This is a genomic window from Bradyrhizobium sp. USDA 327 (assembly GCF_041262065.1).
GTDB lineage: Bacteria > Pseudomonadota > Alphaproteobacteria > Rhizobiales > Xanthobacteraceae > Bradyrhizobium > Bradyrhizobium liaoningense.
In genome coordinates this window covers 2319987-2335355 of the sequence record NZ_JBGCCW010000001.1, presented here as the reverse complement: position 1 = coordinate 2335355, position 15369 = coordinate 2319987, and the positions used below count along the sequence as shown (strand labels likewise).

The window sequence follows — 15369 nt, the reverse complement described above, 5'->3', positions numbered from 1 at the left end:
GGCGCGCCCACTTGGGGCGCGAGCCCGGAATCCATACTCACGATGGTGGTTATGGATTCCGGGCTCGCGACTTCGTCGCGCCCCGGAATGACGGATGAGAGAGTCGTGGCCATTTTCTCTCTTTACTCCGGCGCTGACCGCGTGACGCCATCACGGACCATGGCGGCGATCTCGTCGGTGGAATAGCCGATCTCGCGCAAAATCTCCGCGCCGTGCTCGTTGAGCTCTGGCGCAAGCCGCACGGGCTCAGCTTCCGTCTCCGACCAGGTCGCCGTCACCTTCATGCTGCGGATCGGCCCTTCGGTCGGATGGTTCACCACGGGAAAGAAATTCGTCGCCTCCAGATGCTCGTCGTGCAGGATCGACGCAAGGTCGTGCATCGGCATGACCGGCACGTCGGCCTTGGTGAGCAGGTCGATCCACTCGGCCGTGGTGCGCGTCTCGAAGATGCGCGCAAGCTCGGCGTAGACAACATCGATGTTGGCCGCGCGGCCGGCGAAAGTCGCGAATTTGGGATCGGCGCGCAGATCGTCGCGCCCCGTGGCCTTGAAGAAATTCTCCCACTGCTTGTCGTTGTAGACGATGACGCTGAGATAGCCGTCCGAGGTCTTGTAGGGCCTGCGGTCGCGCGAGAGGTGGCGGGCATAGCCGCCCTTGTCGAGCGGCGGCTCGAAGGTGAGCCCGCCCATGTGGTCGCCCATGACGAAGCCGGCCATGGTCTCGAACATCGGGATGTCGACGCGCTGGCCGCGGCCGGTACGGTCGCGGTGCACGAGGCTGGCGCAGATCGCCCCGACGGCGGTGAGGCCGACGATGCGATCGACCAGCGCATTCGGCACGTAGCGCGGCACGCCGTCGCCGGTCTGTGCCATCAGCGCCGGCAGCGCGGTGGCGCCCTGGATCAGATCGTCATAGGCAGGTTTCGCGGCATAGGGCCCGTCCTGGCCGAAACCGAACACGCCGGCATAGACCAGGCGCGGGTTGATGGCGGAAACGACATCGTAACCGAGCTGAAGCCGCGCCATGGCCTGCGGGCGGACGTTGTAGACGAGGACATCGGCGTCCTTCAGCAGCCGCAGCACGGCCTCGCGGCCAGCGGGCTTTTTCAGGTCGAGGCAGATCGAGCGCTTGCTGCGGTTGGTGTTGAGAAACACCGGGCCCATGCCGGCGTGTCGCATCGGGCCGATCAGCCGGGTGACGTCGCCGTCCAGCGACTCCACCTTGATGACATCGGCGCCGTAGTCGCCGAGCATCTGGGTCGCATAAGGACCCATCAGCACGGTGGTCATGTCGATGACCTTGATGCCCTTCAGCGGCCCCATCGTTCGCTCCCGATTGCGCGAGGCTCAAGGCGCGGCCCGCGATTTCAGCCCAGCTAACGGCAGTGCCGCCGCTCGCGCAAGGGCGGGCGGCGTATGGCGGCATGCGCAGCGCGGCGGCGATATCGGCCGCTATTTCTTCTGACGGGATTCCCGGATCTTCAGGAGCCGGTCGAGCTCTTCGTTCTGCTGGCTGATCCGGTCGGCGATGCGCGACTCGTTCTGCTCGCCCGAGGCAGCAGCTGCCTGCTCGATGAGTTGGCGGATATTGTCCTCGAGGATCGCGATGCGGTCGTTCAGCGCGTCCATCGACAGCGAGTCTTCGTAGTCATTGCTCATGATGCATTCCCTGCCAATCAATCAGGAGCATTAAAGTGTCCAGATCAGGCCACCATGATCTAGCGCAAAGGCCGTGGTGGTGGGTTACGCCGGCAGACTGCGCTTCGCGCATCCGCCGGCTACCCATCCTACAAGACCTATTTCAGCGGCTCCAACACGGAAACGTAGTTGGCGACGGCCGCACCGCCCATGTTGAAGATGCCGCCGAGCTTGGCATTCTTGAGCTGCATGCCCTCGGGGGCCTGCCCTGCGAGCTGCATCGCGGTCATCACATGCATCGAGACGCCGGTGGCGCCGATCGGATGGCCCTTGGCTTTGAGGCCGCCGGAGGGATTGACCGGCAGCTTGCCGTCCTTGAGCGTCCAGCCTTCCTTGATGGCGCGGGCGCCCTGCCCCTTCGGCGTCAGGCCCATCGCTTCGTACTCGATCAGCTCGGCGACCGTGAAGCAGTCATGGGTCTCGACGAAGGAGAGATCGGACAGCGTCACACCGGCCTTTTCCAGGGCACGCTGCCAGGCGACCGTGCAGCCCTCGAACTGGAGGATGTCGCGCTTGCTCATTGGCAGGAAGTCCTGGGCGTGCGCGGTGGCGCGGAAGCCGATCGACTTGCTCATGCCCTTCGCGGTCTCGGCATCGGCCAGCACCAGCGCCGCAGCGCCATCGGAGACCAGCGAGCAATCGGTGCGCTTCAAGGGGCCCGCGACGTAAGGGTTCTTCTCGCTCTCGGCGCGGCAGAAGTCGAAGCCAAAGTCCTTGCGCATCTGGGCGAAGGGATTGGCGACGCCGTTCTTGTGGTTCTTGGCCGCGATCAGCGCCAGCGCGTCGGACTGGTCGCCGTATTTCTGGAAATAGGAACTGGCGATCTTGCCGAACACGCCGGCAAAGCCGCCGACGGTGTCGCCGTCCTCGGGCAGGTAGGACGCCTTGAGCAGGTTCTTGCCGATCTCGGCGCCAGGGGTACGCGTCATCTGCTCGACGCCGACGACCAGGACGATCTTGGCGGCCCCTGCGGCAATCGCGCGCAGGCCCTGGTGCACGGCGGCGGAGCCGGTGGCGCAGGCGTTCTCGACCCGGGTCGCCGGCTTGAAGCGCAGCTTCGGGTCGGCCTGGAGCACCAGCGAGGCGGTAAAGTCCTGCGGCGAGAAGCCGGCGTTGAAATGGCCAAGCACGATCTCGTCGACGTCGCCAGCCGAAATGCCGGCATCCGCCAGCGCCTCGTTGGCGACCCGCACGACGAGGCTTTCCACGGTTTCGGTGTCGAACTTGCCGAATGGCGTATGCGCCCATCCGACGATGCTGCCGGTCATGATGTTCTCTCCCTGGGGATCTGTTCCTGAGCTAAATCTTAGCCCAGAGATGGCAAGACTTCACGCGGCTTTCAGGGCCTGGACGGTGCGCTGGCAGATGGCAGTTATGCCCGCCCAGTTCCCAGCCCGGATCTCCGCCGTCGGGCACAGCCAGGAGCCGCCGACCGCAACCACGTTGGGCTCCGCCAGCCAGCTCGCCGCATTGGCCTCGCCGACGCCACCGGTGGGGCAGAACCGCACGTTCGGGAACGGCCCGCCGAGAGCGCGCAGGCCCTTGATGCCGCCGGCCTGCTCGGCCGGGAAGAATTTTGCGACGTCGAAGCCGTAGGACAGCGCCATCATGAGCTCGGAGGCCGTGGCAATGCCCGGCGCGAACGGCAAGGAGCTGTCGGTTGCGGCCTTGAGCAGATCGGGTGTCAGGCCCGGGCTGATGCCGAACGCGACGCCGAGCTTCTCGACACGAGTGAAGTCGGCCGGATTGAGAATCGTGCCGATGCCGACGATCGCCTCGGGCACCTCGGCCATCATCGCCCTCGCGGCTTCGATCGCGACGGGGGTGCGCAGGGTCACCTCCAGCGTGCGGACGCCGCCGGCACCCAGCGCACGGGCCAGCGGCACCGCATCCTGGATGCGCTCAATGGTGAGGACGGGAATGACGGTCGCCGCCTTGAACAGCGCGACGAGGTGATTTTGTTGGGCGGTCGTGGTCATAGGTCTCGATTCATTTGGTCGCCTGGCGAGAGGCCGCTGGCCGGTGCCGCTTCTTCGGCGGCATGGCATAGCCCGGAATGATGGCGCCGGGATAGCAGATCACGAGGCTGGCGAGGCGATGTCCGGCCTGGGCGGCCTCGACCGGACCGGAACCGGCGAGCCGCGCCGCGATATAGGCCGCGGCGAAGCTGTCGCCGGCGGCGGTGGTATCGACGACCGGTTTCGTCATCGGTTCGGCGCGAACCTCGCTGGTCCCGCCGGGAAAGCGCAGCAGACTGACGGGCTCGGCGAGCCGGAACACCAGCTCCGGGCTCGGGATACGCGCCATCAGCTGGTCGTGGCCTTCGCTGGGATAGAGCGCGAGCAGGTCCTCGGTCGAGGTCAGCACGATGTCGGCGGCCGCGAAGGCTGCGGCAAAGACCTCGCGGGCGACGTCGCGATCCGGCCAGCCCCGCGCGCGAAAATTGGTATCGAACACGAAGCGGGTACCGAGCAGGCGCGCGCGCTTGATCGCCGCGAACAGGCGCTCGCGTCCGGGAGCATCGTAGATCGAGAGCGTGATCGCGGAGAGATAGACGATGTCGTAGCTCATCAGCGAGTTGAGGATCTCGTCCGTCTCCGGCAGGCTCATCAACTGCCGCGCCGCCGCACTGTCACGCCAGTGGAAGAACTGCCGCTCACCCCTCGCATCCAGCTGGATCATGTAGAGGCCGGGCAGCTTGCCCGCCAGCCGCACGACACGCCGCGTGCCGACGCCCTCCGCATTCCAGGCCGCGATCATCTCATCGCTGAGACCGTCATCGCCGAGCGCGGTGAGATAGTCGACCTTGACGTCGAGCCGCGCCAGATAGACGGCGGTATTGAGGGTATCACCGCCGAAGCCGCGTGAGTACAGGCCGCCTCCCTGCCCGGCGGACGCGCCTCCTTGCGCCTGCCTGAGCTCGACCATGCATTCGCCGATGCAAGCAACGCTCGCCATCACTTGACCCGCTCAGTCAGAGATCAGGCGACGAATTTGCCGCCGAGCTCGTCTTCGATGTGAATACGGATAATGTCGTCGAAAGTCTTCTCGGCCGTGGTGAAGCCGAGCTCGCGCGCACGCTTCGGGTCGAAATTGCGCGGCCAGCCGCCGACGATGCCGACGATGAAAGGATCCGGCTCGCGCTTGATGCGGGCGGCAACCTTCTCGCCGGCGACGCGCTTCAAGGCCGCGATCTGCTCGCCGACCGTCGCCGACAGGCCCGGCATGGTCAGGTTGCGGCGCGGGCCGACGGTGGCAAGATCCATGGTGCCGGCGTGAAGCAGGAAGCCGACGGCCGAGCGCGGCGTGGCGTGCCAGTGGCGGACGTCCTCGGACACCGGCAGGATCGCTTCCTTGCCGGCGAGCGGCTCGCGCAGGATGTTGGAGAAGAAGCCCGATGCCGCCTTGTTGGGCAGGCCCGGCCGGATGCAGATGGTCGGCAGGCGGATGCCGATGCCGTCGAGAAAACCGCGGCGCGAATAGTCGGCGAGCAGGAGTTCGCCGATCGCCTTCTGGGTGCCGTAGCTGAGCAGCGGCGTGTGGAAGAACTCGTCGCCGATCGCATCCGGAAACGGGGCACCGAACACCGCGATCGAGGACGTAAAGACCACGCGCGGCTTGTAGCCACTGCCGACGAGCCTGATCGCATCGAGCAGCATCCGCGTGCCGTCGAGATTGATCCGGTAGCCCTTGTCGAAATCCAGCTCGGCCTCGCCCGAGACGATCGCGGCGAGATGGAAGATCACGTCGGGGCGGCCGGCGATCAGCTTCTCGGCCGCGCCCGGCACGGCGAAATCGCCCGACACGGTCTCGACCGGGAAACCGGCCTTTTCCGGCTTCTTCGGCTCGACCACGTCATGCATGGTCAATCTCGTGATGTCGCTCTTGCCGAGCCGGCCGTCGCGCAACAGCCGTTCACAGAGTTTGCGGCCGACCATGCCGGCGGCGCCCAGAACCACAATGTGCAAGAGCCTACTCCTTCTTATTGGCAGGAGCGCACCGCTCCTGATGCGCCCTCGGCAAGCCCCGCGATCATTCCTTCACGGCGCCGGTCATCGCCGACACATAATGCTCCACGAAGAAGGCGTAAAGGATCACGAGCGGCAGCGAGCCGGCCAGGGCTCCGGCCATCAGCGACCCCCAGCGGTAGATGTCACCGTCCACGAACTCGTTGACGATCGCGACCGGCACCGTCTTGTTGCTGGTCGACTGCAGGAAGGTCAACGCATAGATGAACTCGTTCCAGCATAGCGTGAAGCAGAAGATGAAGGCCGAGATCAGGCCGGGAATCGCGAGCGGCACCACGATCTTGACCAGAATCTGCCAGCGGCTCGCCCCGTCGATCAGCGCGCACTCCTCGAGCTCGAACGGGATGGTCTTGAAATAGCCCATCAAGAGCCAAGTCGAGAACGGGATCAGGATCGTCGGATAGGTCAGGATCAGCGCAAGCGGCGAGTCGAAGAGACCGTACTGATACACGACGGTGGCGAGCGGAATGAACAGGATCGACGGCGGCACGAGATAGGCGAGGAAGATCAGCCCCCCGACGAGATTGGCGCCCTTGTAGCGCAACCGCACGATGGCGTAGGCCGCGAACACTGATGCGACGATCGAGAGCACCGTGGCGCAGATCGCCACGTACATCGTGTTCCAGAGCCAATGCGGATAGTAACTCTCGAACAGCAGCTTGTGGAAGTGCTTGAACGTCGGATTCCAGGTCCAGAACGGATTGTACTTGTCGAGATCGAGCAGCTGCTCGTCGGGCTTCACCGATGTCAGCGCCATCCAGTAGAACGGGAACAGCAGGACGACGACGATGATCGTGAGCGGCAGATAGAGCGTCACGAGCCTGCGTGGCACCGACTGCAGGTAGCTCATGCCCTCGCTGTTGTCGACGCGCGACGGCGCCGATATGACGGCCTTGAGATCGACTTTCGAGGCAGGAAGATCAGTCATTGCTCTCTCCCTGCTGCCACTTGCGGCGCTGCAGGCCGAACCAGGACACCATGATCGCAGCGAGCAGGAACGGAATCATGGCGCTGGAGATCGCCGCGCCCTCGCCGAGCTGCCCGGCGATGATCGCGCGCTGATAGGACAGGGTTGCCATCAAATGGGTGGCGTTGACCGGGCCGCCACGGGTCATCGCCCAGATCAGCTGGAAGTCGGTGAAGGTGAAGAGCACAGAGAAGGTCATCACGACGGCGATGATCGGCGTCAGCAGCGGATAGGTGATGTAGCGGAAATTCTGCCACCGCGTGGCGCCGTCGAGCGTTGCCGCCTCATAGAGCGAGGGCGAGACGGTTTGCAGGCCCGCGAGCAGCGTGATCGCCACGAACGGAACGCCGCGCCAGACATTGGCGAAGATCACGCAGATCCGCGCCCAGGTGGTGTCGCCGAGGAAATTGATGTTCTGGCTGATCAGGCCGAGGTGTTTCAGCGACCAGGAGATGATCGAGAATTGCGAGTCGAAGATCCACCAGAAGGCGAGTGCCGAGAGCACGGTCGGAACGATGAAGGGGATGAGCACCATCGCGCGCAGCATCGCCTTGAAGGGCATGTGCTCGTTGAGCAGCAGCGCGAGATAGAGTCCGATCGCGAATTTGAAGACACTGGCGACGAAGGTGTAGAGCAGCGTGTTGAATACGGACAGCCAGAAGATGGAGTCGTCCCAGAGCCACTCGTAGTTCTCGGTGGCGATGAACTGCCCGACCCTGCCGATGCGCGTGTCCGTGAACGACAGCCAGATGCCGAGCCCGAGCGGATAGGCCAGGAAGAAGATCAGGAACGCCATGGCCGGCACCATGAACCAGAAGCCGAGCCAGTTGCGATTGTATTTGAGCTGGGTCCAGGCGCTCGCCTCGCTCATCTGAGGCTTGGCCCGGGGAATTGCGACATCAGCCATGCCCGATATCCCTGATCGAAATGTTGACGAGCGGGCGGCCGGAAGGCCGCCCGCTCCGTGACCGTCAGCGATAGATGCGCTTCAGCTGGCGCTCGGCATCCGCCATCGCGCCCTTCGTATCCTTGGCGCCGGTGCAGTAGTTGGCGAACATGTCGACGACGATGAAATCGGCGATTGCGGTCGCCGCCTTCTCGCCGACCGTACCGATACCGGACGCCGGCAGCGTGCGCTTGGAGGCCTGCGAGAACACGGCGTTCTTGGGATCCGCCGTCCAGATCGGCGCCGTCTCATAGGCGTTCAAGGTCTGAGTCAGGTATCCCTGCGCGCCATCCAGCCACTTCTCGTAATTCTCCTTCTCCAGCATGAAGGCAATGAAGGCCTTCGCCGCGTTCGGATATTTGGTGAAGTTGAAGGCGAGGATCGGCAGCGCGAGCTGCAGTTCGGTCGGCTTGCCGATCGGACCGACCGGCCAGAGCGCGTGATAGGTGTCCGCGGCAAGCTCTTTCTTGCTCGCGTCGGTTTTGGCGGCGACGTAGATCGATATGCCGTTCGCCGTGCAATAGAGCTCTCCGGCGAGGAATGCCTTGTTGTTGGAGGAGTCGTTCCAGGACGCCGTGCCCGGGATGAAGCTCTCGTACAGCGCCTTGCAGTACTCCAGCGCCTTCGCCGTCTCCGGCGAATTGATGATGATCTTGTCGTTCTGGTCCACCGTGTAGGCGCCGTGCCCCCACAGCACCCAGTGCAGCCAGGAATTGCCGTCGCCCGATGCGTGCCCGAGCGCGAAGCCGGCCGGCGTGTTGTTGGCCTTCAGGGCCTTGCACATTTCGAGGAAGCCGGGGAAATCCTTCGGGAATTCCTTGAAGCCAGCCTTCTCGAGCGCCGACTTGCGGTAGTTCATGTAGCCGCCGTTGGTCGCGACGGGAATGCCGAGCCAGTCGTTGCCCTGCTTGCAGGTCTTGGCGGCCGCATCGGTCCAGCCGCCGTATTTCTGGCCGAGATAATCGGCGACGTCGTTCATCTTCAGCACTTTGGTGGGGAACAGCTGCGGCAGCGTGTGCAGGCCCCAGGCGAGATCGAGCCCGGAGCCGGTATTGGCCGCGACCGAGGCCTTCGGCTGCACGTCCTCGAAGGATTCGCTGAACACGTTCATCTCGGTGCCGGTGGCAGTCTTGAACGCCGCCACCATCGCGTTGAACGCCTCGTCCTCCTGCGGCACGAAGCGCTTCCAGCGCATCACGGTCAGCTTGGCGCCGGGCTCGGCCTTCCAGGGCGCGCTCTGCGCCCAGGCCTTGGCGAAGTCGAACAGTGCCGGCCCGGTCAGCATGCCGGTCGCAGCCAGTGCCGTTCCGCCTTGAAGCAGAGTCCGGCGGGTAAAGTCTTGCATGTTGTCCTCCCTGTGATGCTTTTTTTGTCGTCTTATACTTTGTCGTCTGATGCGCTACGCGTTCATGCGCTTGCCTGTCGCATCGTCGAACAGATGAACCAGTGACGGGTCGGGCTTCAGCCGCACCTTGTCGCCCGGGTTGAACTGGTGACGCTCGCGGAAGACCGCGACGACCTGCTCGCCGCCGACCTTGGCGAACACCTGCGTCTCCGAGCCGGTCGGCTCGACCACGATGATCTCTGCCTCGGCGCCGTCATCGGCGATGGTGAAATGCTCCGGCCGCACGCCGTAGACTGCGGGCCGGCCGTCCGAGCCCGCCGGTGCGGTCTTGAGCGGCAGCTTGACTCCGTTCGGTCCCTCGAAGCTGGCAACGCCGTTGACGCGAACATGACCCTTGAGGAAGTTCATCGCGGGCGAGCCGATGAAACCCGCGACGAACTGGTTGTCGGGCTTGTCGTAGAGCTCGAGCGGCGTGCCCATCTGCTCGACGATGCCGTCATGCATGACGACGATCTTGTCGGCCATGGTCATGGCCTCAATCTGGTCGTGGGTGACGTAGACGGTCGTGGTCTTCAGCCGCTGGTGCAGCTCCTTGATCTCGGTGCGCATGGCGACGCGCAGCTTGGCATCGAGGTTCGACAGCGGCTCGTCGAACAGGAAGACCTGCGGATCGCGCACAATGGCGCGGCCCATGGCGACGCGCTGGCGCTGGCCGCCGGAAAGCTGGCGCGGATAGCGGTCGAGCAGCGGCGACAGCGCGAGGATCTCGGCGGCGCGCTTGACGCGCTTGTTGATCTCGTCCGAGCTGGCATTGCGCAGCTTCAGCGAGAATCCCATGTTCTCGGCCACCGTCATGTGCGGATAGAGCGCGTAGTTCTGGAACACCATCGCAATGTCCCGCTCCTTGGGCTGGACATTGTTCACGACGCGGTCGCCGATCGAGATCGTGCCGGAGGTGATGTTCTCGAGCCCGGCGAGCATGCGCAGAAGCGTAGACTTGCCGCAGCCGGAGGGGCCAACCAGGACGACGAACTGGCCATCCTCGATCGGAATCGTCACGCCGTGCAGGACTTCAAAATTGCCGAACGATTTCCGCACGTCGCGGATTTGCACAGACGACATCTAGCTCCCTCCTCGAAAGTCCACGACGCCTCTCGCGCCGCGACCGTCTTGTTTTTTCAGACTTCACCGAACGAAGCCCGATCTTAGCGGGCGACATTGTCGGTAGTTTGTGCGGTTTTGGCAATTTGTCTTTGGTTAGTCGTTGCTGGTAGCGCTGTCAACGTTCCTTTGTTTGCAGGACTGACTGTGTTAAGAGCAGCAAATGGGTCGAAAACGCACCAAGTCAGGCAAAATCCGGCTGGCCGAAGTCGCCGAGCTCGCCGGCGTCAGCCCGATTACCGCGTCCCGCTTCTTTCGCAATCCGGAGGCCCTGTCGGTCGCCAAGCGGACGCGGGTCGAGAGCGCCGCCAAGGAGCTCGGCTATGTGCCCAACCTTGCCGCACGCGCACTGGCCTCGCAACGCACCGAAGTCATCGGTGTATTGATCCCCTCCCTCACCAATAACGTGTTCTCGGACGTGCTGCGCGGCATCTATGACGCGTCAGAGGGCAGCCGTTACTCGATCCAGTTGTCCAACACGCGCTACAGCATTCTCCAGGAAGAGAAGTTGCTGCGCCTGTTTCTGGCGCAGAAGCCGGCCGGGCTGATCGTCACCGGCATCGACCAGACCGCCGAGTCCCGCGCGATGCTGGAGGCCGCGGACTGCCCGATCGTGCAGATCATGGAGATCGGGCCGGATCCGGTCGACATGATGATCGGCTTTTCGCACTATGATGCAGCCCGCGCGGCGGTTGCGCACCTGTTCGAGCAAGGTCACCGCAAGATCGGCTTCGTCGGTGCGCGCATGGACCCGCGGGTGCAGCGGCGGCTGGACGGATATGTCTCGGCCATGAAGGACGCCGGACTGTTCGAGCAGCGTCTCGTCGTCACGACGGCCACGCCGACTTCGGTGACGCTCGGCGGAGCCCTGTTCACCGATCTCCTGGCGCGGGAGCCCGACATCGATGCGGTGTTCTGCGCCAATGACGACCTCGCGCTCGGCGTGCTGTTCGAATGCCGGCGCCGGGAGATCGCAGTCCCCGGGCAGATCGCGATCGTCGGCTTCAACGACCTCGAATTCATGGCCTCCGCCGTCCCGACCCTCACCAGCATCCGCACCAACCGCTACGAGATGGGAAAGACGGCCGCCACCATGCTGATCAACGCGATCGAAGGGCGGCGCCCGGAGCAGCCGGTGCTCGATCTCGGCTTCAAGGTGATCGAGCGTCAAAGCTCGTTGGCACGACGTTCGGACAGCAGGCCAGCCGTTTCCGGCGCGGGTGCGGTGAACAAAATGATAGCGTTACCAAGTAGCCACGACTAGTATTCGGACTCGTGAGGAAACGACCCGCCAGCCGGGAAGGCAGATCATCGCTCGCGCCGTTGGGCATCGCACATGCCGACACCATGAGACGGACGCCAGTGCGTTTGCATTGCAGGAGAAACCAATGACAAAGAAACCAACCAATGGGCATGCCGCCGGCAGCAACGGTTCTCGCCGCCACCTTCGCTCGCAGGAATGGTTTAACAACCCGCACAATCCGGGCATGACCGCGCTCTACATGGAGCGGTACCTGAATTACGGCCTCACCCGTGCCGAGTTGCAGTCGGGCAAGCCGATCATCGGCATCGCCCAGACCGGCAACGATCTCTCTCCCTGCAACCGCCACCACATCGAGCTCGCCCATCGCGTCCGCGAGGGCATCCGCGAAGCCGGCGGCATCGCGATGGAATTCCCGACCCACCCGATCCAGGAGACCGGCAAGCGCCCGACCGCGGCGCTCGACCGCAACCTCGCCTATCTCGGCCTGGTCGAGGTCCTCTACGGCTATCCGCTCGACGGCGTCGTGCTCACCACCGGCTGCGACAAGACCACGCCGGCCTGCATGATGGCGGCGGCCACCGTGAACCTGCCCGCGATCGTGCTGTCGGGCGGACCGATGCTGAACGGCTGGCACAATGGCGAGCGCACCGGTTCCGGCACCATTGTATGGAAATCGCGCGAGCGGCTCGCGGCCGGCGAGATCGACTATGAAGAGTTCATGGAGATCGTGGCCTCCTCGGCGCCCTCGGTCGGCCATTGCAACACGATGGGCACCGCCTCGACCATGAACGGGCTTGCCGAAGCGCTCGGCTTCTCGCTGCCGGGCTGCGCAGCGATCCCCGCCCCCTATCGCGAGCGCGGCCAGATCGCCTACGAGACCGGAAAACGCATCGTCGAGATGGTCTGGGAGGACCTGAAGCCCTCGGACATCCTGACCCGCAAGGCGTTCGAGAACTGCATCGTGATCAACTCGGCGATCGGCGGCTCGACCAATGCTCCGATCCATATCAACGCGCTGGCCCGCCATATCGGCGTCGAGCTCTCGATCGAGGACTGGCAGAAGGTCGGCCACGACGTGCCGCTGCTCGTCAACATGCAGCCGGCCGGCTTCTATCTCGGCGAGGAATTCCACCGCGCCGGCGGCGTGCCGGCGGTGGTGCGCGAGCTGATGAAGCACAAGCGCATCCATGAGGATGCGGTCACGGTCAACGGCCGCGGCATCGGCGAGAACTGCAGGAATGCGCCGGAGCCCGACAACGACGTGATCTGGGCTTACGACAAGCCGCTGGTGAAGGATGCCGGCTTCCTGGTGCTGAAGGGCAACCTGTTCGATTCCGCGATCATGAAGACCAGCGTGATCTCCAAGGAATTCCGCGACCGCTACCTCAGCAACCCGAAGGACCTCAACGCCTTCGAGGGGCGCGCCATCGTGTTCGAAGGACCTGAGGACTATCACGAGCGGATCGACGATTCCTCGCTCGACATCGACGAGCACTGCGTGCTGTTCATCCGCGGCACCGGTCCGATCGGCTACCCCGGCGGCGCCGAGGTCGTCAACATGCAGCCGCCGGCAGCACTGATCAAACGCGGCATCCTGTCCCTGCCCTGCATCGGCGACGGCCGCCAGTCTGGCACCTCTGGCTCGCCCTCGATCCTCAATGCTTCGCCGGAAGCCGCCGCCAATGGCGGTCTTGCGATCCTGAAGACCGGCGACAAGGTGCGTATCGACCTCAACAAGGGCAGCGCCAACATCATGATCTCGGACGAGGAGCTGAAGAAGCGCCATGCCGAGCTCAAGGCCAATGGCGGCTTCAAGCATCCGCCGAACCAGACGCCGTGGCAGGAGATCTACCGCAACACCGTCGGCCAGCAGTCGACGGGCGCCTGCATGGAGCTTGCCACGCGCTATCAGAACGTCGCCGGCACGTTTGGCGTGGCGCGGGACAATCACTGAGAGCCGCACCGTCATTGCGAGCGAAGCGAAGCAATCCAGAGCTATCTCCGCGGAGACAGTCTGGATTGCTTCGTCGCAAGAGCTCCTCGCAATGACGCTGGGTTCGGATCGGAACGCATAAGGGAGAACAACAAAATGGCAGACCGCCTCAAGGGCAAGCGCGCCGTCGTCACGGCTGCTGCGGCAGGCATCGGGCGCGCATGCGCCATCGCATTCGCGCGCGAAGGCGCAACCGTGATCGCCACCGACATCAACGAGGCCGGAATCGCGAGCCTGACCAAGGAAGGCATCGCCGAGGTCGCCAAGCTCGACGTCCGCAACACCGCCGACGTCAACGCCTTTGCCAAGCGCGTCGGCAGGATCGACATCCTGCTCAACGCGGCGGGCTTCGTGCACCACGGCACCATCCTGGAGTGCTCGGAAGAGGATTTCGACTTTTCGTTCGACCTCAACGTCAAATCGATGCACCGGACCATCAAGGCCTTCCTGCCGGACATGCTGGCGGGCGGCGGCGGCAGCATCGTCAACATCTCGTCCTGCGCGGCGCTGCGTCCGCCGGCCAACCGCTACGTCTACAGCGCGTCGAAAGCGGCGGTGTCGCTGCTGACGCGTGCGGTCGCACTCGACTTCATCACCAAGGGCATCCGCTGCAACTCGATCTGCCCCGGCACCGTCGAGACGCCCTCGATGCTCGACCGCGCCGCCGCGCAAGGACCGCAGGGCAAGGAGATGTTCATCTCCCGCCAGAAGATGGGCCGGCTCGGCACCGCCGAGGAGATCGCGTCCATGGCGGTCTATCTCGGCAGCGACGAGAGCGCCTTCACCACCGGCGTCGACCTCGTGGTCGACGGCGGCTACATGCTCTGACGCTCGAGGACCAAATCTCATGAACAAGATCGATCTCAACGGCCGCGTCGCCATCGTCACGGGCGGCGCGCAGGGCTTTGGCCGTGCGATCACCGAGCGCTTCGTCGCCTCCGGCGCCAAGGTCGCGATCTGGGATTTCGACGCGGCACTGGCCGAGAAGACGGCAAAAGAGATTGGCGGCGAAGCCAAAGTCTTCAAGGTCGACGTCACCGACACCGCGGCCGTCGAGCAGGCGCGCGATGCGACGCTGGCCGGCTTCGGCAGGATCGACATTCTCGTCAACAATGCCGGCATCGCCGGCGTCAACAAGCCGGTCTGGGAGACTGATCTCGAGGAATGGCGCAAGGTGCTGCGCATCAACCTCGACGGTCCCTTCATCTGCTGCAAGGCGATCGTGCCCGCGATGCTCGAGCGGAAATACGGGCGCATCGTGAACATCGCCTCGATCGCCGGCAAGGAAGGCAATCCGAACGCGGCGCACTATTCGGCGTCCAAGGCCGGCCTGATCGCGCTGACGAAGTCGCTCGGCAAGGAGCTCGCCGCGCACGACATTCTCGTCAACGCGGTGACGCCGGCAGCGGCGAAGACCGCGATCTTCGACCAGATGACGCAGCAGCACATCGACTTCATGCTGTCGAAGATCCCGAAGGGGCGCTTCGTGCTGGTGGAGGAGCTCGCCGCGATGGTGGCCTGGCTCGCATCCGAGGATTGCGCGTTCTCGACCGGCGCGGTGTTCGACATCTCCGGTGGACGCGCAACCTATTGAGGAGCGCCATGATCCGGGAAGGTGGCTGCCGGTGCGGCGCGTGCGATTCAAGGCGCAGGACGAGCCGATCAACGTCCGCATCTGCCACTGCGATGAGGAGAGCTTGATGGAGTTCTATTGGGAAGCCAAAGACGACAAGTGGTTCCTGCGGCCCGCCGTCGAGGCGCCAGAGCAGGCTCCTATCACCGTCGAGCAGGAGGACTGGTATTGGCTGGTGAAGATCGGTGGTCGTCCTCTCAATTTCCGCTTCACGGGTCTGATAGGAGCGAGGCAAAGCGCTTGGGAGTACGTCAAGCGCTACAGTCACATGCACTATGGCATCAAGTCGGTCACGCTGCGGTCAATCGAGGAGCCTCAGCGATCAGCTTCATGAT

At 64.2% G+C, this 15369-nt stretch carries 15 protein-coding genes; 5 read left to right on the top strand and 10 right to left on the bottom strand.

The genetic code is table 11. The features are described from left to right. Positions 1 to 122: 122 nt before the first annotated feature. From ABIA42_RS10535 to ABIA42_RS10490, 10 genes are all read right to left on the bottom strand, one after another. Positions 123 to 1322, bottom strand: coding sequence for a CaiB/BaiF CoA transferase family protein (locus ABIA42_RS10535; protein ID WP_370113789.1), 1200 nt, complete (start codon positions 1320 to 1322; stop codon positions 123 to 125). A 129-nt stretch (positions 1323 to 1451) separates the two neighbouring features. Beyond that, entirely contained in the window at positions 1452 to 1658 is a 207-nt protein-coding gene (locus ABIA42_RS10530; RefSeq protein ID WP_124158772.1) for a hypothetical protein, read from the bottom strand. 137 nt (positions 1659 to 1795) lie between these two features. Then, positions 1796 to 2965, bottom strand: a complete 1170-nt coding sequence (locus tag ABIA42_RS10525; RefSeq protein WP_271529033.1) for an acetyl-CoA acetyltransferase — start codon at positions 2963 to 2965, stop codon at positions 1796 to 1798. 60 nt (positions 2966 to 3025) lie between these two features. Continuing rightward, a complete protein-coding gene (eda, locus tag ABIA42_RS10520) occupies positions 3026 to 3676 on the bottom strand; it encodes a bifunctional 4-hydroxy-2-oxoglutarate aldolase/2-dehydro-3-deoxy-phosphogluconate aldolase (protein WP_370143765.1) in 651 nt (216 codons plus the stop codon). A gap of 10 nt (positions 3677 to 3686) precedes the next feature. After that, positions 3687 to 4655, bottom strand: coding sequence for a sugar kinase (locus ABIA42_RS10515; protein WP_271529035.1), 969 nt, complete (start codon positions 4653 to 4655; stop codon positions 3687 to 3689). Between the two features lie 23 nt (positions 4656 to 4678). Beyond that, positions 4679 to 5665 carry a D-erythronate dehydrogenase gene (gene denD, locus ABIA42_RS10510; protein WP_370113792.1) on the bottom strand — a complete coding sequence of 329 codons (987 nt, stop codon included), beginning with the start codon at positions 5663 to 5665 and terminating at the stop codon, positions 4679 to 4681. 64 nt (positions 5666 to 5729) lie between these two features. Then, a complete protein-coding gene (locus ABIA42_RS10505) occupies positions 5730 to 6653 on the bottom strand; it encodes a carbohydrate ABC transporter permease (RefSeq protein ID WP_028179112.1) in 924 nt (307 codons plus the stop codon). Further along, positions 6646 to 7563, bottom strand: coding sequence for a carbohydrate ABC transporter permease (locus tag ABIA42_RS10500; RefSeq protein ID WP_370123550.1), 918 nt, complete (start codon positions 7561 to 7563; stop codon positions 6646 to 6648). Before ABIA42_RS10500 ends, ABIA42_RS10505 begins: the two co-directional genes overlap by 8 nt. A 100-nt stretch (positions 7564 to 7663) precedes the next feature. Then, a complete protein-coding gene (locus ABIA42_RS10495) occupies positions 7664 to 8983 on the bottom strand; it encodes an ABC transporter substrate-binding protein (protein WP_028179110.1) in 1320 nt (439 codons plus the stop codon). A gap of 54 nt (positions 8984 to 9037) precedes the next feature. After that, positions 9038 to 10105 (bottom strand): ABC transporter ATP-binding protein, encoded by a 1068-nt coding sequence (locus tag ABIA42_RS10490; protein ID WP_370113794.1) that lies wholly within the window; start codon positions 10103 to 10105, stop codon positions 9038 to 9040. Positions 10106 to 10307: 202 nt separating this feature from the next. On the opposite strand from ABIA42_RS10490, the gene ABIA42_RS10485 reads away from it, so the two are divergent. The 5 genes from ABIA42_RS10485 (at position 10308) to ABIA42_RS10465 (ending at position 15368) form a co-directional block, all read left to right on the top strand. Next, positions 10308 to 11408, top strand: coding sequence for a LacI family DNA-binding transcriptional regulator (locus ABIA42_RS10485; RefSeq protein WP_239623118.1), 1101 nt, complete (start codon positions 10308 to 10310; stop codon positions 11406 to 11408). A gap of 124 nt (positions 11409 to 11532) precedes the next feature. After that, positions 11533 to 13362 (top strand): IlvD/Edd family dehydratase, encoded by a 1830-nt coding sequence (locus ABIA42_RS10480; protein WP_370113796.1) that lies wholly within the window; start codon positions 11533 to 11535, stop codon positions 13360 to 13362. Between the two features lie 135 nt (positions 13363 to 13497). After that, on the top strand, positions 13498 to 14229 hold the full coding sequence (locus tag ABIA42_RS10475) for an SDR family oxidoreductase (RefSeq protein WP_271529040.1): 732 nt from the start codon (positions 13498 to 13500) through the stop codon (positions 14227 to 14229). Positions 14230 to 14248: 19 nt separating this feature from the next. Then, entirely contained in the window at positions 14249 to 14995 is a 747-nt protein-coding gene (locus tag ABIA42_RS10470; protein ID WP_370113798.1) for an SDR family NAD(P)-dependent oxidoreductase, read from the top strand. Further along, positions 14976 to 15368: a hypothetical protein gene (locus tag ABIA42_RS10465; RefSeq protein WP_370113800.1), complete on the top strand. Its 393-nt coding sequence runs from the start codon at positions 14976 to 14978 to the stop codon at positions 15366 to 15368. The genes ABIA42_RS10470 and ABIA42_RS10465 overlap by 20 nt, the downstream gene beginning before the upstream one ends. The last annotated feature ends 1 nt before the right edge of the window (position 15369 follow it).

Coding starts and splice junctions, on each gene's coding strand:
- ABIA42_RS10535 (WP_370113789.1), bottom strand. CDS start 1,322: ATGGGGCCGCTGAAGGGCATCAAGGTCATCGACATGACCACCGTGCTG.
- ABIA42_RS10530 (WP_124158772.1), bottom strand. CDS start 1,658: ATGAGCAATGACTACGAAGACTCGCTGTCGATGGACGCGCTGAACGAC.
- ABIA42_RS10525 (WP_271529033.1), bottom strand. CDS start 2,965: ATGACCGGCAGCATCGTCGGATGGGCGCATACGCCATTCGGCAAGTTC.
- eda (WP_370143765.1), bottom strand. CDS start 3,676: ATGACCACGACCGCCCAACAAAATCACCTCGTCGCGCTGTTCAAGGCG.
- ABIA42_RS10515 (WP_271529035.1), bottom strand. CDS start 4,655: ATGGCGAGCGTTGCTTGCATCGGCGAATGCATGGTCGAGCTCAGGCAG.
- ABIA42_RS10505 (WP_028179112.1), bottom strand. CDS start 6,653: ATGACTGATCTTCCTGCCTCGAAAGTCGATCTCAAGGCCGTCATATCG.
- ABIA42_RS10500 (WP_370123550.1), bottom strand. CDS start 7,563: ATGAGCGAGGCGAGCGCCTGGACCCAGCTCAAATACAATCGCAACTGG.
- ABIA42_RS10495 (WP_028179110.1), bottom strand. CDS start 8,983: ATGCAAGACTTTACCCGCCGGACTCTGCTTCAAGGCGGAACGGCACTG.
- ABIA42_RS10490 (WP_370113794.1), bottom strand. CDS start 10,105: ATGTCGTCTGTGCAAATCCGCGACGTGCGGAAATCGTTCGGCAATTTT.
- ABIA42_RS10485 (WP_239623118.1), top strand. CDS start 10,308: ATGGGTCGAAAACGCACCAAGTCAGGCAAAATCCGGCTGGCCGAAGTC.
- ABIA42_RS10480 (WP_370113796.1), top strand. CDS start 11,533: ATGACAAAGAAACCAACCAATGGGCATGCCGCCGGCAGCAACGGTTCT.
- ABIA42_RS10475 (WP_271529040.1), top strand. CDS start 13,498: ATGGCAGACCGCCTCAAGGGCAAGCGCGCCGTCGTCACGGCTGCTGCG.
- ABIA42_RS10470 (WP_370113798.1), top strand. CDS start 14,249: ATGAACAAGATCGATCTCAACGGCCGCGTCGCCATCGTCACGGGCGGC.